The 24,764-nt window shown below is 63.4% G+C and carries 19 protein-coding genes; 5 read left to right on the plus strand and 14 right to left on the minus strand.

Annotated features, from left to right (window positions below):
* Positions 1-89: 89 nt before the first annotated feature.
* From EGJ09_RS24810 to EGJ09_RS24870, 13 genes are all read right to left on the minus strand, one after another.
* On the minus strand, positions 90-2,861 hold the full coding sequence (locus EGJ09_RS24810) for a hybrid sensor histidine kinase/response regulator (protein WP_046787840.1): 2,772 nt from the start codon (positions 2,859-2,861) through the stop codon (positions 90-92).
* 136 nt (positions 2,862-2,997) lie between these two features.
* Positions 2,998-4,293, minus strand: coding sequence for a phosphoribosylamine--glycine ligase (purD, locus tag EGJ09_RS24815; protein ID WP_046787841.1), 1,296 nt, complete (start codon positions 4,291-4,293; stop codon positions 2,998-3,000).
* 167 nt (positions 4,294-4,460) lie between these two features.
* Positions 4,461-6,068 carry a bifunctional phosphoribosylaminoimidazolecarboxamide formyltransferase/IMP cyclohydrolase gene (gene purH / locus EGJ09_RS24820; protein ID WP_125925026.1) on the minus strand — a complete coding sequence of 536 codons (1,608 nt, stop codon included), beginning with the start codon at positions 6,066-6,068 and terminating at the stop codon, positions 4,461-4,463.
* 81 nt (positions 6,069-6,149) lie between these two features.
* Positions 6,150-6,470 carry a DNA-binding transcriptional regulator Fis gene (fis, locus tag EGJ09_RS24825; RefSeq protein WP_008093076.1) on the minus strand — a complete coding sequence of 107 codons (321 nt, stop codon included), beginning with the start codon at positions 6,468-6,470 and terminating at the stop codon, positions 6,150-6,152.
* A complete protein-coding gene (dusB, locus tag EGJ09_RS24830) occupies positions 6,467-7,480 on the minus strand; it encodes a tRNA dihydrouridine synthase DusB (protein WP_046787842.1) in 1,014 nt (337 codons plus the stop codon). The genes fis and dusB overlap by 4 nt, the downstream gene beginning before the upstream one ends.
* Before the next feature lie 207 nt (positions 7,481-7,687).
* Positions 7,688-9,016, minus strand: coding sequence for a DUF3426 domain-containing protein (locus EGJ09_RS24835; RefSeq protein ID WP_125925027.1), 1,329 nt, complete (start codon positions 9,014-9,016; stop codon positions 7,688-7,690).
* Between the two features lie 42 nt (positions 9,017-9,058).
* Positions 9,059-9,937, minus strand: coding sequence for a 50S ribosomal protein L11 methyltransferase (gene prmA / locus EGJ09_RS24840; RefSeq protein ID WP_046787844.1), 879 nt, complete (start codon positions 9,935-9,937; stop codon positions 9,059-9,061).
* A gap of 293 nt (positions 9,938-10,230) precedes the next feature.
* Positions 10,231-11,586: an acetyl-CoA carboxylase biotin carboxylase subunit gene (gene accC / locus EGJ09_RS24845; protein ID WP_012316407.1), complete on the minus strand. Its 1,356-nt coding sequence runs from the start codon at positions 11,584-11,586 to the stop codon at positions 10,231-10,233.
* A 17-nt stretch (positions 11,587-11,603) separates the two neighbouring features.
* A complete protein-coding gene (gene accB, locus EGJ09_RS24850; RefSeq protein ID WP_046787845.1) occupies positions 11,604-12,062 on the minus strand; it encodes an acetyl-CoA carboxylase biotin carboxyl carrier protein in 459 nt (152 codons plus the stop codon).
* Between the two features lie 102 nt (positions 12,063-12,164).
* Positions 12,165-12,617: a type II 3-dehydroquinate dehydratase gene (gene aroQ / locus EGJ09_RS24855; protein ID WP_012316405.1), complete on the minus strand. Its 453-nt coding sequence runs from the start codon at positions 12,615-12,617 to the stop codon at positions 12,165-12,167.
* Positions 12,618-12,796: 179 nt separating this feature from the next.
* Positions 12,797-14,578, minus strand: coding sequence for a protein-disulfide reductase DsbD (locus EGJ09_RS24860; RefSeq protein ID WP_125925028.1), 1,782 nt, complete (start codon positions 14,576-14,578; stop codon positions 12,797-12,799).
* Between the two features lie 83 nt (positions 14,579-14,661).
* Positions 14,662-16,623: a methyl-accepting chemotaxis protein gene (locus EGJ09_RS24865; protein ID WP_125925029.1), complete on the minus strand. Its 1,962-nt coding sequence runs from the start codon at positions 16,621-16,623 to the stop codon at positions 14,662-14,664.
* A gap of 113 nt (positions 16,624-16,736) precedes the next feature.
* Positions 16,737-18,116 (minus strand): diguanylate cyclase, encoded by a 1,380-nt coding sequence (locus EGJ09_RS24870; protein ID WP_125925030.1) that lies wholly within the window; start codon positions 18,114-18,116, stop codon positions 16,737-16,739.
* Between the two features lie 246 nt (positions 18,117-18,362).
* On the opposite strand from EGJ09_RS24870, the gene EGJ09_RS24875 reads away from it, so the two are divergent.
* The 5 genes from EGJ09_RS24875 to EGJ09_RS24895 all read left to right on the plus strand — a co-directional run bounded on the left by EGJ09_RS24875 (position 18,363) and on the right by EGJ09_RS24895 (position 23,229).
* Positions 18,363-19,430: a DUF2333 family protein gene (locus tag EGJ09_RS24875; protein ID WP_125925031.1), complete on the plus strand. Its 1,068-nt coding sequence runs from the start codon at positions 18,363-18,365 to the stop codon at positions 19,428-19,430.
* A gap of 2 nt (positions 19,431-19,432) precedes the next feature.
* Positions 19,433-19,969 (plus strand): NUDIX hydrolase, encoded by a 537-nt coding sequence (locus EGJ09_RS24880; protein WP_125925032.1) that lies wholly within the window; start codon positions 19,433-19,435, stop codon positions 19,967-19,969.
* Between the two features lie 217 nt (positions 19,970-20,186).
* On the plus strand, positions 20,187-20,558 hold the full coding sequence (locus EGJ09_RS24885) for a translation initiation factor Sui1 (protein ID WP_115273805.1): 372 nt from the start codon (positions 20,187-20,189) through the stop codon (positions 20,556-20,558).
* A gap of 149 nt (positions 20,559-20,707) precedes the next feature.
* Positions 20,708-22,621 carry an arginine decarboxylase gene (gene speA / locus EGJ09_RS24890; RefSeq protein ID WP_012316398.1) on the plus strand — a complete coding sequence of 638 codons (1,914 nt, stop codon included), beginning with the start codon at positions 20,708-20,710 and terminating at the stop codon, positions 22,619-22,621.
* A gap of 152 nt (positions 22,622-22,773) precedes the next feature.
* Positions 22,774-23,229 carry a transposase gene (locus EGJ09_RS24895; protein ID WP_012316397.1) on the plus strand — a complete coding sequence of 152 codons (456 nt, stop codon included), beginning with the start codon at positions 22,774-22,776 and terminating at the stop codon, positions 23,227-23,229.
* Between the two features lie 108 nt (positions 23,230-23,337).
* On the opposite strand, the gene EGJ09_RS24900 is transcribed toward EGJ09_RS24895, so the two are convergent.
* Complete coding sequence (locus EGJ09_RS24900; protein ID WP_125925033.1) at positions 23,338-24,675, minus strand: MATE family efflux transporter; 1,338 nt, start codon at positions 24,673-24,675, stop codon at positions 23,338-23,340.
* Positions 24,676-24,764: the final 89 nt, after the last annotated feature.

Consider the following 24,764-nt stretch of genomic DNA (forward strand, 5'->3'; position numbering starts at 1 on the left):
AGCCCCAGAATTTCAGCAGCGCCACACGGAATTGGGGCTGCTGCGCACCCCTTTCGCGACACAAGGCCGCTCCTACAGCGCTTTATCGGTTACGAAGTATGCAGCGGATCGGTCTTGGCTTCCCGCTGGTTCGCCCAATACTGGATCAACTCGCGCAATTGCGACAGCTCCACCGGCTTGGCCATGTGCCCGTCCATGCCGGCCAGCCGTGCGCGCTCTTTGTGTTCGGCCAGGATGTGCGCGGTCAGTGCCACCACCGGGGTGCGCGGGCGCTGGTTGGCGACTTCCCAGGCGCGCAGTTGCTGAGTGGCAGAGAAACCGTCCAGTACCGGCATTTCACAATCCATCAGCACCAGGTCATAACGCTGGGCCTTCATGGCTTGCAGGGCTTCCTCACCATTGCTGGCGGTGTCCGGTTCGAGGTTGAGTTTGCCCAGCATGCCGCGGATCACCTTGGTCGAGATGCTGTTGTCCTCGGCGACCAGCACGCGGAAGTCGCCCGGCAGCTCGTGGGTGGGCGGTGTGCCTGGCAAGGGCGTCGGCACGGTCTGTTCGCGGCCGCGCTGGGCCAACTCCTCGGCCAGAGTGGTCTTGAGGGTGTAGCCGGCCACCGGTTTGGCCAGGATGCGCTTGACCCCGGCATTACGGGCAATGACTTTGCTCGGTGCATTGCTGATACCGGTGAGCATCACCACGAGGATGTCGTGGTTCAGGCTTGGGTCTTCCTTGATCTTGGCCGCCAGCTGCATGCCGGTCATGCCCGGCATGTTCTGGTCGAGCAAGACCGCGTCGAAATAGTCACGCAGGTGCGCCTTGGTCCGTAGCAGGGCCAAGGCCTCCTTGCCCGAGGGTACGGCACTCACGTTCATGCCCCAGGCGCTGCACTGCTGCACCAGCACCTTGCGGCAGGTGTCGTTGTCGTCCACCACCAGCACCCGGGCGTCGCGCAATGGGCTGTCGAGGTCGGCCAAGGGTTGCTCCAGGCGAGAGGGGTCGAGCGGCAGGGTCAGCCACAGGGTGTTGCCCATGCTGGTGCTGCTCTTGATGCCGAACTCGCCTTGCATCAGGCCGATCAACTGCTTGGCGATGATCAGCCCAAGGTGGCCGCCAAGCTTGTTGCTGGAAAGGAAGTGATGGCTGTGCAGCTCTGCCTGCAGCAGGGCTTCACGTTCGGCCGCAGGCAGTGGCTCGCCGCTGTCCTGCACGGCGATACGCAGGCGCGGCACCTCGCCGCGCTGGTCCAGTGCAACGACCAGGAGGATTTCACCCTGGTCGGTATTTTTCAGGGCGTTTTCCAGCAGGCTGGAGAGGGCCTGGCGCAGGCGCGTCGGGTCACCGCTGATGACCCGTGGCACTTGTGGCTGGGTGAAGCTGATCAGCTCGATGTTCTGTTGTTCGGCCTTGGCGCGGAAGATGTTCAGGCAGTCTTCGATCAGGGCATTGAGGTCGAACTGCACATCGTCCAGTTCGATCTGTCGCGACTCGAGTTTGGAAATGTCGAGAATTTCGTTGATCAGTGTGAGCAGTTCGTTGCCGGCGCTGTGGATGGTCTGCACGTAGTCACGTTGTTTGACCGACAGTGGCGTGCCCAGCAGCAGTTCGGTCATGCCCAGCACGCCGTTCATGGGGGTGCGGATTTCATGGCTGATCTTGGCCAGGAACTCGGCCTTGGCATTGATTTCGGCATCGCTGGCCGCCAGTGCGCGGCTGGCGCTGAAGCGCTCTTCGCTCATCCGCCGCAGGCGCTCGCTGACCGCCAGGTTGAGCAGCAGGCCGCTGGCCACCGTCAACCCGAGCAGAATGCACAGCAGCCAGGGCGTCGAGGTGCGGGTCAGGCCAAGCAGGGCCGGTAGCAGCACCAGCCCGCCCAGGTTGAACACCACCATGGCCAGGCTGAACAGGCGTGCCGGCGCATAACCTTTGTACCAGTGGTAGCTGCTGACCAGCAGCATGCTCACACTGCCCAGGGCCAGCAGGGCGTAGGTCATCAGGTTGAGCGGCAGGGTATCCACGAACAGCAGGATCAGGCCGCTGACCCCGGCCACCAGCATTTCGCCCTGCAGCAAGCGATTGAGCTGCGGTGAGTTGCAGCGCGAGAAGAAGTGCTGGGTGAAATACAGCCCCGCGAGGCCCGCCAGTACCAGGGTCAGGTAGGCGGCCGGAGTTTGCGCACTGTGCCACAGGTGCCACCAGGGGCCGCTGAGGTTGAGCAGGATCAGGCCGCTGAGCAGCATCAGCCCATGGTACAGCGCAAGGATCAGGGTGGTGCTGGAGCGGGTGTACAGAAAGCGGATCAGGTTGTGCAGTATGAGCATGACCAGGCCGCCGAAGAGCATGCCGAACAGCAACGGCTGGCCATGGTTTGAAGCGGCGACTGCCGCAGGCTCCAGGCTGATGGCCGGGCGCAGCTGATGCTCGGAAACCAGGCGCAGGTAGATGTCCACCGCTTTGCGGCTGTTTGGCAGGGGCAATACGTGATCGCTGCCGCGCAGGGTCGTGCTGGCGTTGCCGGCCTGGCGCCCGTGGTGCAGCTGGCGTAATAGCCTGTCGCCGTCGAGGGCGTAGAGGTCCAGGCGTGAAAGGTCCGGGGCAAAGACCCGCAGCAGTTGCTCCTGGTCACCCGGTTCGAGGCGATAGTGCAGCCACAGGGCCTGTTGCGCCGGTGCGGCATCGAGGTCGCTCAGCGTAGTAGGGCTGAACTGGTTGCGATAGCGATCCGAGCGGACGTCGCTCAATTGCAGGTTGGCTTGTTCGTCGAGCAAAACGGACCAGCCTCCGCCTTGGTCAGCCGAAGCCGGGAGCAGGCAGAGCAGGGTCAGCAAGCTGACGATCAGAGCTGTGGCAATCCGAAGCCGACGCACTACGAGATCCCTTCCTAGCTGATGTGCCGTGTAGTAACTATGCGCGGCGCGCCAAGTCGAAGGCAAGGCCCGCGATGGGGCCCTGTCGACGAGCCGAAGGCCGCATGCGCAAGACGCTGCGGCTATCCGGTAAAGGTTATTGCTGGTGTTCACCGCGCTCGCGGGCGATAGCCCGATAGCCGATGTCGGTACGGTAGAAGCTACCGTTCCAGGTGACTTCCTTGGCCAGGCGGTAAGCCTGCTGCTGGGCATCGGCAACCGTGCTGCCCATGGCCGTGGCGCAGAGCACGCGGCCACCGTTGGTCACTACCTGGCCGTCCTTGAGCGAAGTACCGGCATGGAACACCTTGCCTTCGATCTTGGCTGCGGCCTCCAGGCCGCTGATCGCGTCGCCCTTGGCGTAGTCGCCCGGGTAACCGCCGGCAGCCAGCACCACACCCAGGCTTGGGCGGGGGTCCCACTGCGCTTCGACCTTGTCCAGCGCCTTGGCGAAAGCGGCTTCGATCAGCAGCACCAGGCTCGACTCCAGGCGCAGCATGACCGGCTGGGTTTCCGGGTCGCCAAAGCGGCAGTTGAACTCGATGACCTTGGGGTTGCCCGCCTTGTCGATCATCAGGCCGGCATACAGGAAGCCGGTGTACACGTTGCCTTCTTCGGCCATGCCGCGCACGGTCGGCCAGATCACCTGGTCCATCACGCGCTGGTGTACATCGGCGGTAACGACCGGGGCAGGGGAGTAGGCACCCATACCGCCCGTGTTCGGGCCGGTGTCCTGATCACCGACGCGCTTGTGGTCCTGGCTGGTGGCCATTGGCAGCACGTTGTGGCCGTCGACCATCACGATGAAGCTGGCTTCCTCGCCGTCGAGGAACTCTTCGATCACCACGCGCGAACCGGCGTCGCCAAAGGCGTTGCCCGCGAGCATGTCACGCACGGCGGCTTCGGCTTCTTCCAGGGTCATGGCGACGATCACGCCTTTGCCTGCGGCCAGGCCGTCGGCCTTGATCACGATCGGCGCGCCTTTTTCCTGCAGGTAGGCCAGTGCCGGCTCGATCTCGGTAAAGTTCTGGTAGTCGGCGGTCGGGATCTTGTGGCGAGCCAGGAAGTCCTTGGTGAAGGCCTTGGAACCTTCCAGCTGGGCCGCGCCCTTGGTCGGGCCGAAGCAGTCCAGGCCGCGGCTGCGGAACAGGTCGACCACACCGATGACCAGCGGCGCCTCGGGGCCCACGATGGTCAGGTCGACGTTCTTCTCGGCGAAGTCTGCCAGTTGCTCAAGGGCGGTGACGTCGATGGCAACGTTCTCGCACTTGGCTTCAATGGCGGTACCGGCGTTGCCGGGGGCGACGAATACTTTCTCGACGCGTGGGTCCTGGGCGACTTTCCAGGCCAGGGCGTGCTCACGGCCGCCGCTGCCGATGATCAAAACTTTCATTACAGGCTCCTTCGGAGAAGCTGCAAGCTGCAAGCGTCAAGCAAAAGCGGTTCGCGCTGATCCTTTCAAATGCTCACAACTCAGGGATTCAAGGGGCTGTGGCTGCAAGCAGGAGCGACTGGGCCTGCTCTTGCTTGCAGCTTGCAGCTTAAAGCTTGCCGCTGCTATCAGTGGCGGAAGTGGCGCATACCGGTGAACACCATCGCGATGCCAGCTTCGTCGGCAGCGGCGATGACTTCAGCATCGCGCATCGAACCACCTGGCTGGATCACGGCGCTGATACCCACTTTAGCTGCATTGTCGATGCCATCACGGAACGGGAAGAACGCGTCCGACGCCATGACCGCACCTTGCACCTGCAGGCCGGCATGCTCTGCCTTGATGGCCGCGATGCGCGCGGAGTTGACGCGGCTCATCTGGCCGGCGCCCACGCCGATGGTCTGGCGCTGCTTGGCGTAGACGATGGCGTTGGACTTGACGAACTTGGCCACTTTCCAGGCGAACACCAGGTCGTGGATTTCCTGCTCGGTCGGTGCACGCTTGGTGACGATCTTCAGGTCTTCGGCGGTGATCATGCCGTTGTCGCGGCTCTGCACCAGCAGGCCACCGTTGACGCGCTTGAAGTCCCAACCGGCGGCGCGCTCGGCTGGCCACTCGCCGCACTCCAGCAGACGTACGTTTTGCTTGGCAGCCACCACGTCGCGGGCAGCTTGGGAGATTTTCGGGGCGATGATCACTTCGACGAACTGGCGCTCGACGATGGCCTGGGCGGTTTCGCCATCCAGTTCGCGGTTGAAGGCGATGATCCCGCCGAAGGCCGATTCGGTGTCGGTAGCGTAGGCCAGGTCATAGGCCTTGCGGATACCGCCCTCGTCTTCAGGCACCACGGCGACGCCGCATGGGTTGGCGTGCTTGACGATGACGCAGGCCGGCTTGACGAAGCTCTTCACGCATTCGAGCGCGGCGTCGGTGTCGGCCACGTTGTTGAACGACAGCTCCTTGCCCTGCAGCTGGATGGCGGTGGAAACGCTGGCTTCGCCTTTGTTGGCTTCAACGTAGAACGCCGCGCTCTGGTGCGGGTTCTCGCCGTAGCGCATTTCCTGAGCCTTGACGAACTGGCTGTTGAAGGTGCGCGGGAACTCGCTGCGCGCTTCGGTGGACAGCGTGTCCTTGGCCTGGTCGATGGTGCCCATGTAGTTGGCGATCATGCCGTCGTAAGCGGCAGTGTGCTCGAAGGCCTTGAGCATCAGGTCGAAACGCTGGGCGTAGGTCAGGCCGCCGGCCTTGAGGCCCTCGAGGACGCTGGCGTAGTCACCGGCGTTGACCACGATAGCGACGTCCTTGTGGTTCTTGGCAGCCGAACGGACCATGGTCGGGCCACCGATGTCGATGTTCTCGATGGCGGTCGGCAGGTCACAGCCAGGTTTTGCGATGGTGGCTTCGAATGGGTACAGGTTGACGGCGACCAGGTCGATCGGCTTGATGCCGTGCTCGTTCATGATGGCGTCGTCGACACCGCGACGGCCGAGGATGCCGCCGTGGATCTTCGGGTGCAGGGTCTTGACCCGGCCGTCCATCATTTCGGCGAAGCCGGTGTAGTCGGCCACTTCCACCGCGTTCACGCCGTTGTCCTTGAGCAGCTTGTAAGTGCCGCCGGTGGACAGGATCTCGACACCGAGCTGCTGCAGCTCACGAGCGAATTCGAGGATACCGGTCTTGTCGGAGACGCTGATCAGGGCGCGGCGGACTGGCAGGCGGGTAGTCTGGTCGGTCATTTCGGATTCCAATAACGCGGTGGAGTCAGCAAAAAAGGCGCCTCTGTTCAGGGAGCCGCCTTTTCTGATTGGGATTCTGGCTTACAACAAGTCGTACTGCTTGAGTTTCTTGCGCAGGGTGCCTCGGTTGAGCCCGAGCATCTCGCTGGCCTTGGTCTGGTTGCCCTTGACGTAATTCATCACGCTTTCGAGCAGGGGCGCCTCGACTTCGGAGAGCACCAGGTTGTACACGTCAGTGACGGTAGCGCCTTCCAGGTGTGCGAAGTAGTTGTGCAGCGCCTTCTCGACGCTGTCACGAAGGGTCTGGCCCTCTTCGCTCGGCGTGTTGAGGTGCTGTTTGAGGTTGGCGTTGTCGCTCACGGGCGTTGTTCCACTCACTAATGTCTCGGTCATCATCGTCATGCGGCCACCCCTTGTCCGTCCTCTGTCTCAAGGCTCTGTCGACGTTCGCTGAAATACGCTCGAACGTTGGCGCACTGCGCTTGTGTGTCTTCCAAAGCGTTGAACCGGGAGCGAAACTCCTTGCCGCCGGGTCGTGTTGCCAGGTACCAGCCAACGTGCTTGCGGGCGATACGTACGCCCATCACATCGCCATAGAAGGCGTGCAGCGCGGCAAGGTGCTCCAGCAGGATACGTTCCACTTCGTCCAGCTGCGGGGCCGGCAAATACTGGCCAGTCCCCAGGTAATGCTCGATCTCGCGAAAGATCCAGGGCCGCCCCTGGGCGGCCCTGCCAATCAGCAGACCGTCGACGCCGGTGGCGTCCAGCACCGCCCGGGCCTTTTCTGGCGAAGTGATATCGCCGTTGGCAAAAACCGGGATGGACACCGCCTGCTTGATGGCAGCGATGGTGTCGTATTCGGCTTCGCCGGTGTACAGGTCGGCGCGTGTGCGGCCATGCACCGCCAGCGCCTGGATGCCAGCCTGCTCGGCGATCCTCGCCACGTTCAGGCCGTTCTTGTTCGCCCGGTCCCAACCGGTGCGGATCTTCAGGGTCACCGGGACGTCCACCGCGCCGACGACGGCGTGGAGAATCTCGCTGACCAAAGCTTCATCTCTCAATAAAGCAGAGCCTGCAGCTTTGTTGCAGACTTTTTTCGCCGGGCAACCCATGTTGATGTCGATGATCTGGGCACCAGCTTCGACGTTGGCCCTGGCCGCCGCCGCCATCATCTGCGCATCGCCACCGGCGATCTGTACCGAGCGCGGCTCGGGATCGCCTTCGTGAATGCGGCGCAGGCTCGACTTGCGGCTGTTCCACAGGCTCATGTCGCTGCTGACCATCTCCGACACCACCATGCCCGCGCCCAGGCGCTTGCAAAGTGTACGGAAAGGCTGGTCCGTGACCCCGGCCATGGGCGCGAGGATCAGGTTGTTGCGTAGTGTGTATGGGCCGATGCGTACCGCCGACATAGGTGTTCCCTGTTGTGGGGCCGAATCATTGGAGTCGAAAAAGGGTTGGCATAATACCCGCTCTCGGTGACCGGATAAAGATGGATTTGGATAAATTCTGAACAGTTGTAGGCTTATGCCTTTGAGCTTCAAGCTTCACGCTTCACGCGGCAAGAAGAAGCCAGACCGGTTGTCGGCTCGCTTCTCTTGCAGCTTGCCGCTCGGCGTTTATTCGGGGGAGCGGAAGCTGAGGCTGTAGTTCACTGCTTTCGGGCCAGGGTCGAGGATGTCCAGGGCAATGTGGATCGGCGTCTGGCTGGGCATTTCGCCACGGCCGGCCAATTCACCCGAGAGATACTCGCTCGGCTTGAAGCGCCGGCTGGCGATCAATTGGCCATTGAGGTCGGCAAAACGCAGTTCCAGCAGCGGGAACGGCTGGGCGAAGGGCGCGCGGTTGTAGATGATCGCATCGACGATCAGCGCGCCCTTGAAGTCAGGGTGGCTGCGCACCACCAGGTTGCTGCTCTTGATTCGGCCGATGTCGACACGGGTGGGCACCTCGCAGCCAAGCATCGGGCACAGTTGCTGGAAGAGCGGGCGGTACTGGTCCTGGCGCGCCATTTCGTCGAAATGGAACCACACGTACTGGAATGCCAGCAGGCCGGCGGCCAGCAGGGTGAGCAAGCCCCAGAGCACGCGTTTGCCCCAGTGGGGGCGCGGCTTCTCCCAGCCCAGTTGCAGAGGGTCGTCGACCACGTCGATGAGCGGCTCCTTGCGTGACGGGCGCTGGGGCCTGGCAGCGAAGCCAGGTTCAAGGCGCTCGCCAGTCAGCGCCGGGGCAGGGGTGTCATCGTGCGCCGCCAGATGCAGATCCGTATCGTCATCATCGCGGGCGCTCAGGCCTTTTTCGTGAACGGGTTCGTCATCTGGCGACAGCCGCTCGGAAAAGTCGTGCGCGTTATCGCGCTCGGCAGCCCGGTGCGTGGCAGGTTCATCATCGAAGTCCAGGTCCAGGTTGCCGTCCAGTGTGGGCTCGGTGCGATCGCCTGGGGCGGGCTCCAGGTCCAGTGGCTCCTGCTCCAGCAGTACCGGGGCGGGATCGACGGTTTCCAGCGGCTCATGGTGATCGTCGGTTGCATTACCGAACAGTGCGTCGCCATGGGGCTCGGCGGCGGGCTCGTCACGCCGCGCCTGCAGTGCATCGGCAGGGGCAGCAGGGCGCGGCTCGTCTGGCTTGCCACGGCGTTCGAGGCGGGCCAGTTCCTGGTCCAGGTCGAGTTCGTCGAGGGCTTGCGCTGTGGCTGCCCAGTCTTGCGGCTCGGCGGCTGAGCGCTCGCTGACCGGGGGCTCGGGCGCGGTGACGGGCGCGACCACCGGTATCGGCGGCACGGCCGGGGCGGTGCTGGCGCGGTTCTGCTCCAGCAGTTGCTTCGCCGCGTTGAACACCTGCAGGCAATGGCCGCAGCGCACTACGCCGCGCGCCACGCTCAACTGGTGATGGGTGACGCGAAAGCTGGTCTGGCAATGCGGGCACTGGGTGACGAAACTGTCGGTCATGCGGCGATCCGGGAGCTGTGCAGAGAAGTATTTTAGGCCCGCTTAGCGGCGGCGACCACTGATGCGCACCCAGCCGTCGCGCACGACGATCGGGTCCAGCTCGAAGTCGGCGGCGTAGGCCGCGGCGACCTCCTCACCCTGTTCGGCAAGGATGCCAGACAACGCGAGCAGGCCACCTGGGCGTACCAGGCCGGACAGCTGCGGCGCCAGCGAGACCAAAGGGCCAGCCAGGATATTGGCGACCAGCACGTCGGCCTGCATGGCCGGCATATGCTCGGGCAGGTACAGCGCCAGCTTCTCGTCGGCGACGCCATTGCGCTGGGCGTTGTCACGCGAGGCTTCGATGGCCTGCACGTCGATGTCGGTACCGACCGCTTCGCGTGCGCCCAACAACAATGCAGCGATGGCCAGAATGCCCGAGCCGCAGCCGAAGTCCAGCACCTGGGTGCCTTCGAGCTGTTGGCCGTCGAGCCATTCCAGGCACAGGGCGGTGGTCGGGTGGGTGCCGGTGCCGAAGGCCAGGCCAGGGTCAAGCAGCAGGTTGACTGCGTCCTTTTCCGGCGCTTCGTGCCAGCTTGGCACGATCCACAGGCGGCGGCCGAAGCGCATTGGCTGGAAGTTGTCCATCCAGCTGCGTTCCCAATCCTGATCTTCGATCACTTCGGCCTGGTGTTCCGGCAGCTGCGCACCGGTCAGCAGGCGCAGGTGAGCGAAAACCTGCTCAGGGTCGGCGTCCGCCTCGAACAGTGCCAGCAGGTGCGTGTGCGACCACAGCGGTGTGGTGTTGAGGTCGGGTTCGAAGATGGGCTGGTCTTCGGCGTCCATGAACGTGACCGATACGGCGCCGACTTCGAGCAGGGCGTCTTCGTAGGTTTCGGCTTGTTCCGGGCTGATGGCCAGGCGTACTTGCAGCCAAGGCATGGCGGGCACCTTTGGTAAATCGAGAGGGGCAGCCCGAGGCTGCGCGAAGGCTGGCAGTTTACGCGAGTGCGGTGTGTTTGTGGATGACTTGAGGGGCTGCCTTGCAGGCCAATCGCCGGCGAGCCGGGTCCCACGGGCCCTTCACTGTTTTTCAGTGCACTGATCTGACTGTAGGCGCAGGTTTGCCAGCGATCGGGCCGGTAACCGTGGTAGCGCATAACCGATGGCCTGAGAACAACCCCACAAAAAACCCGGCACAAGGCCGGGTTTTTTGCTGCATCACGCTAACGCGATCACTCCTGGTTGGCCAGTTTGTGCTCGAGGTAGTGGATGTTCACGCCGCCTTTGCAGAAACCTTCATCACGCACCAGGTCGCGGTGCAGCGGGATGTTGGTCTTGATGCCGTCGACGACGATCTCGTCCAGGGCATTGCGCATGCGCGCCATGGCTTCGTCGCGGTCCTTGCCGTAGGTGATCAGCTTGCCGATCAGCGAGTCGTAGTTCGGCGGAACCGAATAACCGCTGTACAGGTGCGAATCGACGCGAACGCCGTTGCCACCCGGGGCGTGGAAGTGCTTGACCTTGCCTGGGCTCGGAATGAACTTCTTCGGGTCTTCGGCGTTGATCCGGCACTCCAGCGAGTGGCCGCGGATCACCACGTCTTCCTGACGGATCGACAGCTTGTTGCCAGCGGCGATGCTGAGCATCTCCTTGACGATGTCGATACCGGTGACCATCTCCGAGACCGGGTGCTCAACCTGCACACGGGTGTTCATTTCGATGAAGTAGAAACGGCCGTTTTCGTACAGGAACTCGAAAGTACCGGCGCCACGGTAGCCGATCTCGACGCACGCATCGACGCAACGCTTGAAGACTTCCTGGCGGGCCTTCTCGTCGATGCCCGGGGCAGGTGCTTCTTCAAGTACCTTCTGGTGACGACGCTGCAGCGAGCAGTCGCGGTCGCCCAGGTGGATGGCGTTGCCTTGGCCGTCGGACAGCACCTGAACTTCCACGTGACGTGGGTTGGTCAGGAACTTCTCCAGGTAGACCATCGGGTTGCCGAAGGCTGCACCGGCTTCGGTACGGGTGAGCTTGGCCGAGGCGATCAGGTCCTCTTCCTTGTGCACCACGCGCATACCGCGACCACCACCACCACCGGCGGCCTTGATGATCACCGGGTAGCCGACGTCACGCGCGATCGCCAGGGCGACCTCTTCGTCTTCCGGCAGCGGGCCATCGGAGCCCGGTACGGTCGGTACGCCGGTCTTGATCATCGCGTCCTTGGCCGAAACCTTGTCGCCCATCAGGCGAATGGTGTCGGCGCGCGGGCCGATGAAGGCGAAACCGGACTTCTCCACCTGCTCGGCGAAGTCGGCGTTTTCCGCGAGGAAGCCGTAACCCGGGTGGATGGCGGTAGCGCCTGTCACTTCAGCGGCGGCGATGATCGCCGGGATGTGCAGGTACGAATCTTTGGACGAAGCGGGACCAATGCAGACCGACTCGTCTGCCAGGCCCAGGTGCATCAGTTCGCGGTCGGCCGTGGAGTGCACGGCGACGGTCTTGATGCCCAGTTCTTTGCAGGCACGCAGGATCCGCAGGGCAATTTCCCCGCGGTTGGCGATCAGGACTTTTTCCAGCTTCCCAGACATCGTTGGCTCTCCGCGAATCAAACGATGGTGAACAGCGGCTGGTCGAACTCAACCGGCTGACCGTCTTCCACCAGGATGGCGTCGATAACGCCGCCGACATCGGCTTCGATGTGGTTCATCATCTTCATCGCTTCGACGATGCACAGGGTGTCGCCTTTCTTCACGCTCTGGCCAACTTCAGCGAAGTTCGGCGAGGTCGGCGAAGGCTTGCGGTAGAAGGTACCGACCATTGGCGAACGGATCACGGTGCCTTTGAGGGCCGGGGCAGCGGCGGCAGCTTCGGCAACCGGGGCAGCAGCGGCCGGAGCAGCTACAGGCGCGGCAGCCATTGGCGCAGGTGCGTAGAACTGTTGAGCGGCTGGGGTCTTGCTGTGACGGCTGATACGGACCGACTCTTCGCCTTCCTTGATCTCCAGTTCGTCGATGCCAGACTCTTCCAGCAGCTCGATCAGTTTCTTGACTTTACGGATATCCATTAATCATCAACTCCCAAAGGTTCGGTCAGGGGGCATTAAGTTAAAAACGTATCTGAAACGTTTTTCTCGAACCCCGGCCCACTCAGGCCAGGGCTTCTATCATCAGGGCTGTGCGTTGGCAGCCAGTTGTTCCAGTGCGGCCTCCAGGGCCAGGCGATACCCGCTGGCGCCCAGGCCGCAGATCACCCCTACGGCTACATCGGAGAAGTAGGAGTGGTGACGGAACGGTTCGCGTTTGTGCACGTTGGACAGGTGCACTTCGATGAATGGGATGCTCACCGAAAGCAATGCGTCACGTAATGCGACGCTTGTGTGGGTGAAAGCAGCCGGATTGATCAGGATGAAGTCCACACCCTCGTTGCGTGCGGCGTGAATACGGTCGATCAGTTCGTACTCGGCATTGCTCTGCAGGTACTGCAGGTGATGGCCTGCGGCGCGGGCGCGCTGCTCCAGGTCCTGGTTGATCTGGGCCAGGGTCACGGCGCCGTAGTGGCCCGGTTCGCGGAGCCCGAGCATGTTCAGGTTGGGGCCGTGAAGCACCAGTAGCGTTGCCATCTGCAGATTCCTTGGATTTGTAGGGCAATTCGACACAGCGCGGCGAGTGTGCCGTAAAGCGACGGCAAGTGTCCAGTTCCCGGCAATAGCCAGCACGATGTCCGAGGTTCGCGCGAAGTATGTGACCAAATATTAAAATCTGGTCACTCGTTCGCAGAAATATGCCAGCACGCGGGAAGTTATAGACCGAGTTTGCCGCGCACGCGCGCCAGAACACCCGCAAATTCGGCGGCGTTTATCTCGCCAATGACCCGATCGGTGGTCATTTCGCTGCCGTTCGCGGCAAAGAACAACAGTGCAGGCGGGCCGAACAGCTGGTAGCGGTCGAGCAGGGTACGTTGCTCGGCGTTGCTTTCGGTGATGTCGAAACGCAGCAACTTGAATGCGCCCAGTTGCGGTTGGACCTGCGCTGCGTTGAGTACTTCATGCTCGATGACTTTGCAGCTGATGCACCAGTCGGCGTACCAGTCGAGCAAGACCGGCTGCCCCGCAGCTTTCGCCTCGGCCAGGGCCGCGTCAAGTGCGGCCGGCGTAGTGACGGTTTGCCAGGCATCCACCGAAGCTGCCGGGCCACTGCCGACGGTTGTCGGCGTTGGCGCAGGCAATGGGCGCAGCGGGTCGCCCTGGCCATTGAGGGCGCCGTACCAGCAGGCCAGGCCGTAGACCAGCAGGGCCAGGCCCAGCAGTTGCGCCAGGCGTTGGCGTGGCGCCTTGACCACGAACTCCAGCGCACCGAGGAAAACGGCTACGCCCACGCTCAGGAAACCGACCAGCAACAAGGTTGCCGGCCCCGGCAGCACGCGGCTGAGCAGGCCGATGGCGAGGCCCAGCAGCAACACACCAATAGCGTTTTTCACGGTGTTCAGCCAAGGCCCGCTCTTTGGCAGCCAGGCCGCGCCCCCCGTGGCCACCAGCAACAATGGCGCGCCCATGCCCAGGCCGAGGGCAAACAACTTGAGTGCGCCACCCAGGGCGTCACCGCTGGCACTGATATACAGCAAGGCGCCGGCCAATGGTGCCGAGACGCACGGCGAAACCAGCAGGCTGGACAGCACGCCCAGCACTGCTGCACCCAGCAGCGAGCCGCCCTTGGTGCGGTGGGCGAGCGTGTCCAGGCGATTGTTCAAGGCCTGTGGCAGTTTGAGTTCGAACAGGCCGAACATGGCCAGTGCGAACAGCACGAAGAACAGCGCGAAAGGCACCAGTACCCAAGCCGATTGCAGCCGCGCCTGCAGGTTCAGGCCTGCACCGAACAGGCCCATCAGCGCCCCCAGCAGGGCGAAACTGGCGGCCATGGCCAGCACATAGGCCAGCGACAGGGCCAGGCCGCGCAGGCCGGCGACCTGGCCGCGCAGGACCACGCCAGAGAGGATCGGCAGCATTGGCAGCACGCAGGGCGTGAAGGTCAGGCCGACCCCGGCGAGGAAGAACAGCAGCAATGATTTCCAGCTCCAGCCTTGCTCGCTGGCCGTCGCCGGGGCGTCGGCCGTGCTCCCCCCTGCGCCGTCGATGCTCAGGCGTGCCGTCTCTGGTGGGTAGCACAGGCTCTTGTCGGCACAGCCCTGGTAGCCGACCAGCAGGGTGAATGCGCGGGCGTCGGTGCGCGGCAGTTCGATGTCGAGCACCCCGTGGTAGACCTCGACGTCGCCGAAGAACTCATCGTGCTTGGCCTCGCCCTTGGGAATGTTCGGCGAACCCAGGGTGATGTCTGCCGGTTCGCTGCGGAACTGGAAGCGATGGCGGTAGAGGTAATAGCCGTCGGTGGCGACGAAGCGCAGTTTGATGGTGTGCGCATCGGCCTGGACCAGGCTGAGCTTGAAGGCTTCATGTACGGGCAAAAAGTCTGCGCTGTTGCTCAGCGAGGCGGCGCCGAGGGTGGCGCTGGGGCGGTTGTCGAGCAGGCCCGTGGCGAAGGCAGGGCTGGCCAGCAGCAGGAACAGCAGGAAAAACAGGCGGCGCATGGCGGACTCGCGAGGTGGAACGTGCCCGGCATGATAGCGGAGTTGGCCTTGGTTGGGGGTGTGGGGCCGGTGCAGGCAAAAAATCAAAGCCTGAAGGCCCGCACCGCACGGTTCAGCTCGCCGCCAAGGGTCAGCAATTGCTCGCCCTGCTCGCGCCCTTCACCGATGCGCTGCAGGTTGTCTTCACCCAGCTCATGAATCCGCTCGCTGTGCCCTCGAATCTCGCTCACCGCATCACTCTGCTGCGCCGTGACGTCGGCAATGCGCACTGCAGTATCGGCGATGGTGCGGATCGCGTTGACGATCTCGTCCAGCGCGCCATCGGCAGCCTGAGCCTGGTCAGCTGTAGCTTGCGCATGTTCCAGTTGCGCCCGCATACCTGTCACCGACTCCCGTGCCGCCTGTTGCAGCCGGTCGATCAGCGCCTGGATCTCGCCAGTGGCGCCTGTGGTGCGTTGTGCCAGCGAGCGTACTTCGTCTGCAACCACGGCAAAGCCGCGGCCCATTTCGCCCGCGCGGGCGGCTTCGATGGCGGCGTTCAATGCCAGCAGGTTGGTCTGCTCGGCGATCGATCTGATCACGGTGAGCACACCGCCGATGGTGGCCGACTCCTCGGCCAGCTGTTCGATCATGCGGGCATTGCCCTGCACCTCATCGACCAGCGTACGCAGCCCGCCAAGGCTCTGGCCGATCACCGTCTGGCCTTGCTCCACGGCGCGGCCGGCATCGCGGCTGGCATCGGCCGCGGAGCTGGCATCACCAGCCACCTGCAAAATGGTGGCTTCCAGTTCGCCCAGCGCATCGCGGATCTGCCCGGTGTCACCGGCCTGGCGCTCTGCGCCGTCATGCAGGGCGGCGCTCATGCCGGCCAGTGCGTGGCTGCTGCCGGCCACCTGCTCGGCGTTGTGGCGGATGGTGCCGACCAGCTCCACCAGGTACTGGCGCAGGCGGTTGAGCGATTCCTGGATGTCGTGCAGCTCGCGGTTGGTCTTGCCCAGGGCGATGGGGGCGGCGAAGTCGCCTTCGGCCCATCGCGACAGGGCCGGGGCCAGGCCGGTCAGGGTGCGCGTCAGCCGCCGCTGCAATGTGTCGATGAGCAGGGCGATCAGCAGGATCAGGCCGATCATCAGGCCCTGGATAAGGCGCACTTCGCTGGCGATACGGGCGTGCTGGCCGCGCACTTCAGGCTCAAGGCTGGCAATGGCTTTTTGCACGGCGTCGAGCCGTTCATTGGTGCTGGCGGCCAGGGCTGCGCGCCGCTCGATCTGTTCGCGGGTGCGTTGCAGTTCGCCAGGGTAGCGGTTGAGCAGGCTCTGCAGTTCGCGCTTGAGGCCAACGGCAACGTCTTCCTGTTGCCCGGCGGCCTGCGTTTCCAGGCCCATCATGGCGGCGAAATCATCAGCGTTGGATTCGGCGGCGCGGGTCACGCCCAGCAACGGCAGGTTGTCGATGACCTGAGCCTGGGCGCGGATCAGTTGCAGCTCGCGTTCCACCTCGTCGGCCAGCTCGGCGCGGCCGCTGCTGACCAGTTTGTCACGGGCCAGCGACAGGCGGCCCAGGTGTACGCTGGCGTCGAGCAGCGGCAGCAGATAACCGCTCGCCTCGCTGCTGGCGCTGTCGCGGGCATAGCCGGCCAGTTGTTCGAAATTGGCGCCTAGTTCACGTTCGGCCTGCAACAGCAGGGCTTGAGGGTCGCCGGCCAGTTTGCCGGCCGCGAGCAGCTCGTTGGCGGTGAAGGCTTGCAGGGTATCAAGGCTTGGGCGCAATTGGCCGGCCAGCTCTTCAGGCCAGTCGGCCAGTGCCTGCCCAAGCTGTTGGTTGGCCTCCAGCGCCGCCGCATGGCGCAGGGCGTCGCCGCTGCCCAGATAAGCCTGGATGTTGCGCGCGGCCTGGTTCTGGAACTGCTGCGACAGGCCCAGATAGCGTTCCATCAATTGATAGGGGTGCTCCAGGGCGCGCTGCGACCACCAAAGGGTCGCGCCCAGAGCGATACACACGGTCACCAGCAACAGGGTGTTGAAATTGGTCAGCCACTTCAGGCGCATAGCCGCGAACTTCCTGCGGGGGTGGAGGGGTAGGTGCCTGAAGTTATTGCTATTTTGTGACGGGGTGATGACGATGGTGGCTTAACGCTATCTAATGGGCGCGGGCCGGCCGGCTAAGGCTCGACCCGCACCACACAGTTGCGCCCCGCATGCTTGGCCCGATACAGCGCCTCGTCAGCGGTGCTGGCCATGCTCAATGCATCGAGCTCATCGTCCAGCTGCACCACCCCGGCACTGAACGTGCACCGCAGGTCGCAAGGCTGTGCCGGGTAGAGGATTTCGGCGAAGCGCCGGCGAATCTCGTCGAGCACCTTGTGCGCGGCATCCAGTGTGGTGTTGGGCATGACGATGGCGAACTCCTCGCCGCCATAGCGGCCGATGAAGTCGGTCTTGCGCAGCCGTTGCTTGAGAAAAAGCGCCAGGCTTTTGATAACCCGATCACCCATGGGGTGGCCATGGCGGTCGTTGATCTTCTTGAAGTGGTCGATGTCGAGCATGGCAAAGCTGAGCGGCTGGCCCTCGCGACGGGCGCGAAAGCTGCAATCTTCCAGCAATTGCAGGATGTGCGTGTGGTTGTACAGGCCGGTAAGGCTGTCGCGGACCATGCGCGACTTGAGGTGGCGCGCTCGGGCAGCACGGTTGCGCACAGTGGTGATCAGGTGGCGCGAGCGGATCGGTTTGGTCAGAAAGTCGTCGCCGCCCTCGCTCATGGCGTCGAGCTGTTTGTCCAGGTCGTCCTCGGCGGACAGGTAGATGATGGGTACGCTGACGTAGCGGTCGTTGTGGCGGATCACTTTGGCCAGTTCCGGGCCCGAGCAGGCTGGCATGTACAGGTCGAGAATGATCAGGTCGGGCTGGAACTCGGCCAACTCGGCCATGGCGCGGATCGGGTCGGTCAGGCTGCGGGTGATCATGCCGGCGCTGCCCAGCACGCGTTCGGTGTGCAGTGCCTGGGTGCGCGAGTCGTCGATGATCAGCACGCGCAGCGGTTCAAGAGGCGCGGTGCTGGTCATGATCTCGAGCTTCTCAAGCAGGCTGGAGGCTTCCAGTGTGCCGGTGAGAAATGCTTGACCACCTGCGCGTACTGCGGCCAGGCGCGTTGGCGTGTCGGCTTCGTGCAGGCTGAAGAACAGCAGCGGGATCGGCTGCTCCAGACCCGACTGCGCCTGTGCCGCCAGTTGCATGCCGCAACCTGGCCCGCTGAAGTCGACATCCATCACGATGGCAGAGGGTGCCTGCTCGGCCACTGACGCCAGCAAAGCGTCGACGCTGAACAGCGCTTGCACGCTCAGGCCGAAGAACTCCAGTTGCTGGGCCAGACGCTCGGCGCGCTCATGGTCGCGCAGCAGCAGATACACCGGCCTGCGAGCAGGTGGCAACGTCAGCTGATCAAGTTGGTCGCCCTGGCGCAAACGAGTGCGCGACAGGCGTTGCAACAGGTGATCGAGCTCCTGCTTGAGGCGCTCTTGGCTCGGCTCCGCGGCTTGGGTCATGTCCTGACTACTTATTAGTGGGATATGCAGGTGCGATGATGGCTCTATGCTAGCAGCTCTTTCCAGGCATGCGAGTGCGCGGGATCAACAAAGCGTTGATGACGAATATTCAGTTGCTGACCGATTGGTCGCTTATGCGTACGGTGGTGTCTGCTTTATAGTGCAGCAACGTGGGCTTGCCGTGGCACCCTGGCACTGGCCTGTGGTCAAAAGCCCTGAACCGTCGTGACTGATAAGGACAAAGCCATGCTGGACTGGAAAAACCGCGAGGCCAAGGCCGAGCCCCGTGAGCGTGTCGATGGCCGCGGTGCTGCCGCCCGTAGCTATGTGGGTGGCCTCTGGAGCCGAGCCCTGGGGACCCTGATCGGGTTGTACCTGCTGGTCTGCATCGGGCTGGGCTGGTACTGGAGCCAGGAACCGGAGCTGTTCCCGGTGCAGCAGAATGCCCAGGCAGCAGCCGAGCGCAACGGCCAGCAGATGGTGATTGGTTACACCACCATCGAAACGCTCAAGACTGTGGCCGAAACCCTGCTGCACAAGCCGGGCGGCTACATTTCCAACGATCGCTTCCCGCCGGGGCTGTGGATGGACAACATGCCGAGCTGGGAATACGGCGTGCTGGTCCAGGTGCGTGACCTGTCCCGCGCTTTGCGCAAAGACTTCGCCCGCTCGCAGTCGCAGTCCACCGAGGATGCGGACCTTGCCAAGGCCGAGCCGCGCTTCAACTTCGACAACAAGAGCTGGATCCTGCCATCGAGCGAATCGGAGTTCGAAGAGGGCATCAAATCGCTTGCCCGCTACCAGACCCGCCTGGCGGCTGGCGACAAGGGTGCGATCTTCTACACCCGTGCCGACAACCTGAACAACTGGCTGGGCGATGTCGCCACGCGCCTGGGTTCGCTGTCGCAGCGCCTGTCGGCAAGTGTTGGTCGGGTCAAGCTCAATACCACCCTGAAGACCGAATCGGTGGTTGCTGGCCAAGCGCCGCAGGTGGACGAGGAGGTGGTGGAAACGCCTTGGCTGCAGATCGACAACGTGTTCTACGAAGCCCGCGGCCAGGCCTGGGCGCTGTCGCACCTGCTGCGTGCCATCGAAGTGGACTTCGCTGACGTGCTGGCGAAGAAGAATGCCACCGTCAGCGTGCGCCAGATCATTCGTGAACTGGAGGCGTCGCAGGAAGCGTTGTGGAGCCCGATGGTGCTCAACGGCAGCGGCTTCGGCATGTGGGCCAACCACTCGCTGGTCATGGCCAACTATATTTCGCGGGCCAACGCGGCGGTCATCGACCTGCGTCAACTGTTGTCGCAGGGTTGAACATGGCTATAAGCCCCAACGAGGCCGCCCACCGGGCGGCTTCCGACCGCGAACTGGTCGCCTGGGTGGACGAAGCCGATCAGGTGCTTGGTGCGCTGCCCAGGGCAGAGCTTCGCCAGCGTGGTCTGATTGGCCGCTGTACCTTCATTCTGCTGTTCAATGGCGCCGGTGAGTTGTGCGTACACCGGCGCACCTTGAGCAAGGCGCTGTATCCGGGCTATTGGGATGTGGCCGCAGGCGGCATGGTGGCGGCGGGGGAGGCGTATGCCGACTCGGCGGCCCGTGAACTGGCCGAGGAGTTGGGCATCGAGGGCGCCGAGTTGCGTTTCCACGAACGGTTCTACTTCGACCAGCCCGACAACCGGTTATGGTGCGCGGTGTATTCGGCAGTGTCGGACGCGCCGCTGCGGTTACAGCCTGAAGAGGTGAGCGAGGCGAGGTTCATCAGCCTCGCCCAGGCTGAGGCAGAAAGCCTCAGCAAGCCCTACTGTCCGGACTCGCTGGCGGCGCTGCAGCGGTACAAGGTCAGTCTGGGCTAAGGCTGGGGCCGCTTTGCGGTCCCAGGGTCCCATGGGTCGCAAATCTTTCGCAAAATGGCGCATTCCGGTACTTAGCAATCACCTGATTTATCGTTACACTGCGCGCCCTTTTCGGGCTGTTGCAGGATCTTGCGGCAGTAGCGCCGCCCCTGCCAGAGTGGGGCTTCGCGGTCGGCTCCTGCCGACCAGTTTTTGTCCTCAGCACAGAGGAACAAAAGTGGCCAAGAAAGCTTCTTCCTTTTCCGCCCTTGGCGGTCTCGTGTTTTCCACCGACGCCGGTCGGCACTGCCCCGACTGTAGCCAGCCGGTGGGTGCCTGCATCTGCAAGCAGCAAACCATCCCCGAAGGCGACGGCATCGCCCGTGTTCGCCGTGAGAGCAAAGGCCGTGGCGGCAAGACCGTGACCACTGTCACCGGCGTGCCGCTGCCGCCAGACCAGCTCAAGGAGCTGGCCACCACCCTCAAGCGCCGCTGCGGTACCGGCGGTGCCCTGAAGGACGGGGTTATCGAGATCCAGGGCGACCATGTCGAGCTGTTGATCGGCGAGCTGACCAAACAGGGTTTCAAGGCGAAAAAGTCCGGGGGCTGAGGCCATCACGCGATTTTTTGCCCAGCGCTTTCTAAACTCGTTCCCGTGACCAGGGTCTATTGCTGGGCACGGATGAATCGTCATTTCCAGCTTTTACACTGCGCCCGCCACCATGTGGGGCAGTGTTTTCGACTTTATAGGGGACTTGAATGTCCGTACGACGCACACGCAAAGACGATGGTAGCCAATGGACCGTGGCCGACAGCCGCAGTGTTTATGGTATCCGCCATTGGGGCGCTGGTTATTTCGCCATCAATGAAGCCGGGCGCGTCGAAGTGCGCCCCAACGGCCCTCAGAGCGCGCCGATCGACTTGTTCGAGCAGGTCGATGAGCTGCGCCAGAGCGGCTTGTCGCTGCCGCTGCTGGTACGCTTCCCCGACATTCTGCAGGACCGCGTGCGCCAGTTGACTGGTGCCTTCGACGCCAACATCGCGCGCCTTGAGTACCAGAGCCAGTACACCGCGCTGTATCCGATCAAGGTCAACCAGCAGGAAGCGGTGGTAGAGAACATCATCGCCACGCAGAACGTTTCCATCGGCCTGGAGGCAGGTTCCAAGCCTGAACTGCTGGCGGTGCTGGCGCTGGCACCGAAGGGCGGCACCATCGTCTGCAACGGCTACAAGGACCGCGAGTTCATCCGCCTGGCGCTGATGGGCCAGAAGCTCGGCCACAATGTGTTCATCGTCATCGAGAAAGAGTCCGAAGTGGCGCTGGTGATCGAAGAGGCCGCCGAGCTCAAGGTCAAGCCGCAGGTTGGGCTGCGCGTTCGCCTGTCGTCGCTGGCTTCGAGCAAGTGGGCAGACACCGGTGGCGAGAAGTCCAAGTTCGGCCTGTCGGCTGCCCAGTTGATTTCGGTCGTGCAGCGCTTCCGCGATGCCGGGCTGGACCAGGGCATCCGCCTGCTGCACTTCCACATGGGTTCGCAGATCGCCAACCTGGCCGACTACCAGCACGGCTTCAAGGAAGCCATCCGCTACTACGGCGAGCTGCGTGCCCTGGGCCTGCCCGTCGACCATATCGACGTGGGCGGTGGCCTGGGCGTGGACTACGACGGCACCCACTCGCGCAACGCCAGTTCGATCAACTACGACATGGACGACTATGCCGGCGTGGTGGTGGGCATGCTCAAGGAGTTCTGCGACGCGCAGGGCTTGCCGCATCCGCACATTTTCTCCGAGAGTGGCCGTTCGCTGACTGCGCACCACGCCATGCTGGTGATCCAGGTGACCGACGTCGAGAAACACAACGACGACGTGCCGACCATCGAAAACAAGGAAAGCCTGCCCGAGACCGTGCAGTGGCTGGCCGACCTGCTCGGCCCGACCGACATCGAGATGGTCACCGAGACCTACTGGCGCGCCACGCACTACATGGGAGACGTGGCAGCGCAATATGCCGATGGCAAGATCAGCCTGGCCGAAAAGGCCCTGGCCGAGCAGTGCTACTTCGCCGTGTGCCGTCGCCTGCACAACTCGCTCAAGGCCCGCCAGCGCTCGCACCGCCAGGTGCTGGACGAACTGAACGACAAGCTGGCCGACAAGTACATCTGCAACTTCTCGGTGTTCCAGAGCCTGCCGGACACCTGGGCCATCGGCCAGGTGCTGCCGATCATCCCGTTGCACCGCCTGGACGAAGAGCCGCTGCGCCGTGCAGTGCTGCAGGACCTGACCTGCGACTCCGACGGCAAGATCAACCAGTACGTCGACGAGCAGAGCATCGAGACCAGCATGCCGGTGCACTCGCTCAAGGACGGTGAGGACTACCTGCTGGGCGTGTTCCTGGTCGGTGCCTACCAGGAAATTCTCGGTGACATGCACAACCTGTTCGGTGATACCGACTCGGTGAACATTTACCAGAACGCCGATGGCAGCGTGTTCCACGCCGGTATCGAGACCCACGACACCATCGAAGACATGTTGCGCTATGTACACCTGTCGCCGGAGGAGTTGATGACCCACTACCGCGACAAGGTGGCCAGCGCCAAGATCAGCGCCCGAGAGCGTACCCAGTTCCTCGATGCACTGCGCCTGGGGCTGACCCGGTCTTCCTACCTGTCGTCGTGATTGTCACGGCCGCTCCTGCTACCCCCGTAGGAGCGGCCTTGCGTCGCTAATGAGGGCGCAGCCCTCACCGGTGTCACATCAGGAAAAGGAACAAACGTACCCGGCTGCATGGGGCTGACTACCGTTGAACGCAATGTTCAAGGGATACCGACATGGACCGTCAAGGCAATCACCGTTTGCGCAAAGGCCGCCACTCGGAGCAGGGGAGGCTGTATCTATTAACAACGGTTACCCGCAATCGCGCTCCAATCTTCAAGAATCTTCCTTTCGCCCGAGCCGCCATTCAACAGTTGCGGCTAAGCGATCAGGAAGCGTGCTGTCGAACGCTGGCGTGGGTCTTGATGCCAGATCATCTGCACTGGCTGATCGAGCTAGGCCACGGAACGCTTGGCGAATTGATGTGCGCATTCAAATCTCGAAGCAGTTGCGCGCTTTATCGAGCCGGAGCTGATAGGCGCCGTATCTGGCAACCTGGCTTCCATGACCGAGCGTTACGGCGTGAGCAGGACATCAGGGCCGTTGCTCGATACATCATCGCCAACCCAATCCGTGCCGGACTGGTACAGCGTGCTGGCGAGTATTCTCACTGGGATTGTGTATGGCTGTGAGTGTGCAGGTGAGGGCTGCGCCCTCATTTCGCGACACAAGGCCGCTCCTACAGCGGTCGCTCGTAGAGCGGCCTTGCGTCGCGAAAGGGCTGCAAGGCAGCCCCAGCATCAGTGAATCCACAGTCCTTTTCGTTGCAGGCGCCAGCCCACCCATCCCAACGTCACCGCCCGCAACGCCATGAACCCGAGAAACGCCAACCACAAACCGTGGTTGCCAAAGCCACTCATGGCCCACGCCAGCGGCAATGCAACCAGCACCGAAACCAGCATTGCATTGCGCATCTCCCGCGCCCGCGTGGCACCGATGAACAGCCCGTCCAGCAAGTAGCTCCACACCGCTACCAATGGCAGTACCGCCAGGTACGGCAGGTACGGATAGGCGGCCGCGCGTACGCTCTCGATATCGGTCTGCAGGTCGATGAACACATGCCCGGCCAGCAGGAACAGCCCGGCAAAACCCAGACTGGTAATCAATGACCATCCACAGGCCACCACCAGCGAGCGGCGCAGGGTGTCGCGATCGCGGGCGCCAATGGCATGGCCGCACAGGGCTTCCACCGCATGCGCCAGGCCGTCGAGGGCGTAGGCGGTGAGCAGCAGGCCGTTGAGCAGCAATGCATTGGCCGCCACCGTGGCCTCACCCAGTCGCGCGCCTTGCACGGTGATCAGCAGGAACACCAGCTGCAAGGCCAGGCTGCGCAGGAAGATATCGCGGTTGACCGATAGCAACGGCCGCCAGGCTTGCCAGCGCCTGAGTGCCGCCCAGGCGATATGCCCGGGGTAGGCGCGCAGGGCAGGGCGGGTTAGGGCCAGGCCCAGCAGTGCGGCCGACCACTCGGCGATCACCGACGCCCGCGCCGACCCCAGCACACCCCAATCCAGGCCAAGAACGAACCATAGGTTGAGGCCGATGTTCAGCAGGTTGGTGGTCAGCAATATGGCAAGCGGTGCTCGGGCGTTCTGGGTGCCGAGGAACCAGCCGACCAGCGCGTAGCTGGCCAGCGCCGCCGGCAGGCCGAGCAGGCGGGTATGGAAGAAGGCCTCGGTCGATTGCTGCAAGGCTTGGCTCGGTTGCATCGCGTGCAGCGCCAGTTGGCTGAAGGGCAGGGCGAGCAGGCCGATGAGCAGGGCAAAGCCCACCGCCAGCAGCAGGCCTTGCACCAGGACCTGGCGCAGCGCAGCACCGTCGGCACGCCCCGCGGCCTGGGCAGCGAAGCCGGTGGAGCCCATGCGCAGGAAGCCCATCAGGCCGACCATGAAGGTGAACAGCGTGGCGCCCACCGCCACTGCGCCAAGCTGATGGGCGTGGGGCAGGTGACCGATGACCGTGCTGTCTACCAGGGCCACCAAGGGCACCGAGATGTTGGACAGAATCATCGGTGCGGCCAGGGCCCAGACTTTGCGGTGGGTGAGGCGGTGCTGCCAGTCGGTGGCAATTTGCGACATTTGAGTTCCTGGGAAAACAGGCCCGCATAGCGGCCCTTCTGGATCGATAGGCCGCATTCTAACGGCCAGCCACCTGCCGTTGCGCTATA

The organism is Pseudomonas sp. p106 (genome assembly GCF_003936645.1).
GTDB classification, from domain to species: domain Bacteria; phylum Pseudomonadota; class Gammaproteobacteria; order Pseudomonadales; family Pseudomonadaceae; genus Aquipseudomonas; species Aquipseudomonas putida_E.

What these genes read in the sequence shown, in the direction of transcription:
- purD (WP_046787841.1), bottom strand. Translation starts at nt 4,293, where the DNA reads ATGAAAGTTTTGATCATCGGCAGCGGCGGCCGTGAGCACGCCCTGGCC.
- purH (WP_125925026.1), bottom strand. Translation starts at nt 6,068, where the DNA reads ATGACCGACCAGACTACCCGCCTGCCAGTCCGCCGCGCCCTGATCAGC.
- fis (WP_008093076.1), bottom strand. Translation starts at nt 6,470, where the DNA reads ATGACGATGATGACCGAGACATTAGTGAGTGGAACAACGCCCGTGAGC.
- dusB (WP_046787842.1), bottom strand. Translation starts at nt 7,480, where the DNA reads ATGTCGGCGGTACGCATCGGCCCATACACACTACGCAACAACCTGATC.
- EGJ09_RS24835 (WP_125925027.1), bottom strand. Translation starts at nt 9,016, where the DNA reads ATGACCGACAGTTTCGTCACCCAGTGCCCGCATTGCCAGACCAGCTTT.
- prmA (WP_046787844.1), bottom strand. Translation starts at nt 9,937, where the DNA reads ATGCCTTGGCTGCAAGTACGCCTGGCCATCAGCCCGGAACAAGCCGAA.
- accC (WP_012316407.1), bottom strand. Translation starts at nt 11,586, where the DNA reads ATGTCTGGGAAGCTGGAAAAAGTCCTGATCGCCAACCGCGGGGAAATT.
- accB (WP_046787845.1), bottom strand. Translation starts at nt 12,062, where the DNA reads ATGGATATCCGTAAAGTCAAGAAACTGATCGAGCTGCTGGAAGAGTCT.
- aroQ (WP_012316405.1), bottom strand. Translation starts at nt 12,617, where the DNA reads ATGGCAACGCTACTGGTGCTTCACGGCCCCAACCTGAACATGCTCGGG.
- EGJ09_RS24860 (WP_125925028.1), bottom strand. Translation starts at nt 14,578, where the DNA reads ATGCGCCGCCTGTTTTTCCTGCTGTTCCTGCTGCTGGCCAGCCCTGCC.
- EGJ09_RS24865 (WP_125925029.1), bottom strand. Translation starts at nt 16,623, where the DNA reads ATGCGCCTGAAGTGGCTGACCAATTTCAACACCCTGTTGCTGGTGACC.
- EGJ09_RS24870 (WP_125925030.1), bottom strand. Translation starts at nt 18,116, where the DNA reads ATGACCCAAGCCGCGGAGCCGAGCCAAGAGCGCCTCAAGCAGGAGCTC.
- EGJ09_RS24875 (WP_125925031.1), top strand. Translation starts at nt 18,363, where the DNA reads ATGCTGGACTGGAAAAACCGCGAGGCCAAGGCCGAGCCCCGTGAGCGT.
- EGJ09_RS24880 (WP_125925032.1), top strand. Translation starts at nt 19,433, where the DNA reads ATGGCTATAAGCCCCAACGAGGCCGCCCACCGGGCGGCTTCCGACCGC.
- speA (WP_012316398.1), top strand. Translation starts at nt 20,708, where the DNA reads ATGTCCGTACGACGCACACGCAAAGACGATGGTAGCCAATGGACCGTG.
- EGJ09_RS24895 (WP_012316397.1), top strand. Translation starts at nt 22,774, where the DNA reads ATGGACCGTCAAGGCAATCACCGTTTGCGCAAAGGCCGCCACTCGGAG.
- EGJ09_RS24900 (WP_125925033.1), bottom strand. Translation starts at nt 24,675, where the DNA reads ATGTCGCAAATTGCCACCGACTGGCAGCACCGCCTCACCCACCGCAAA.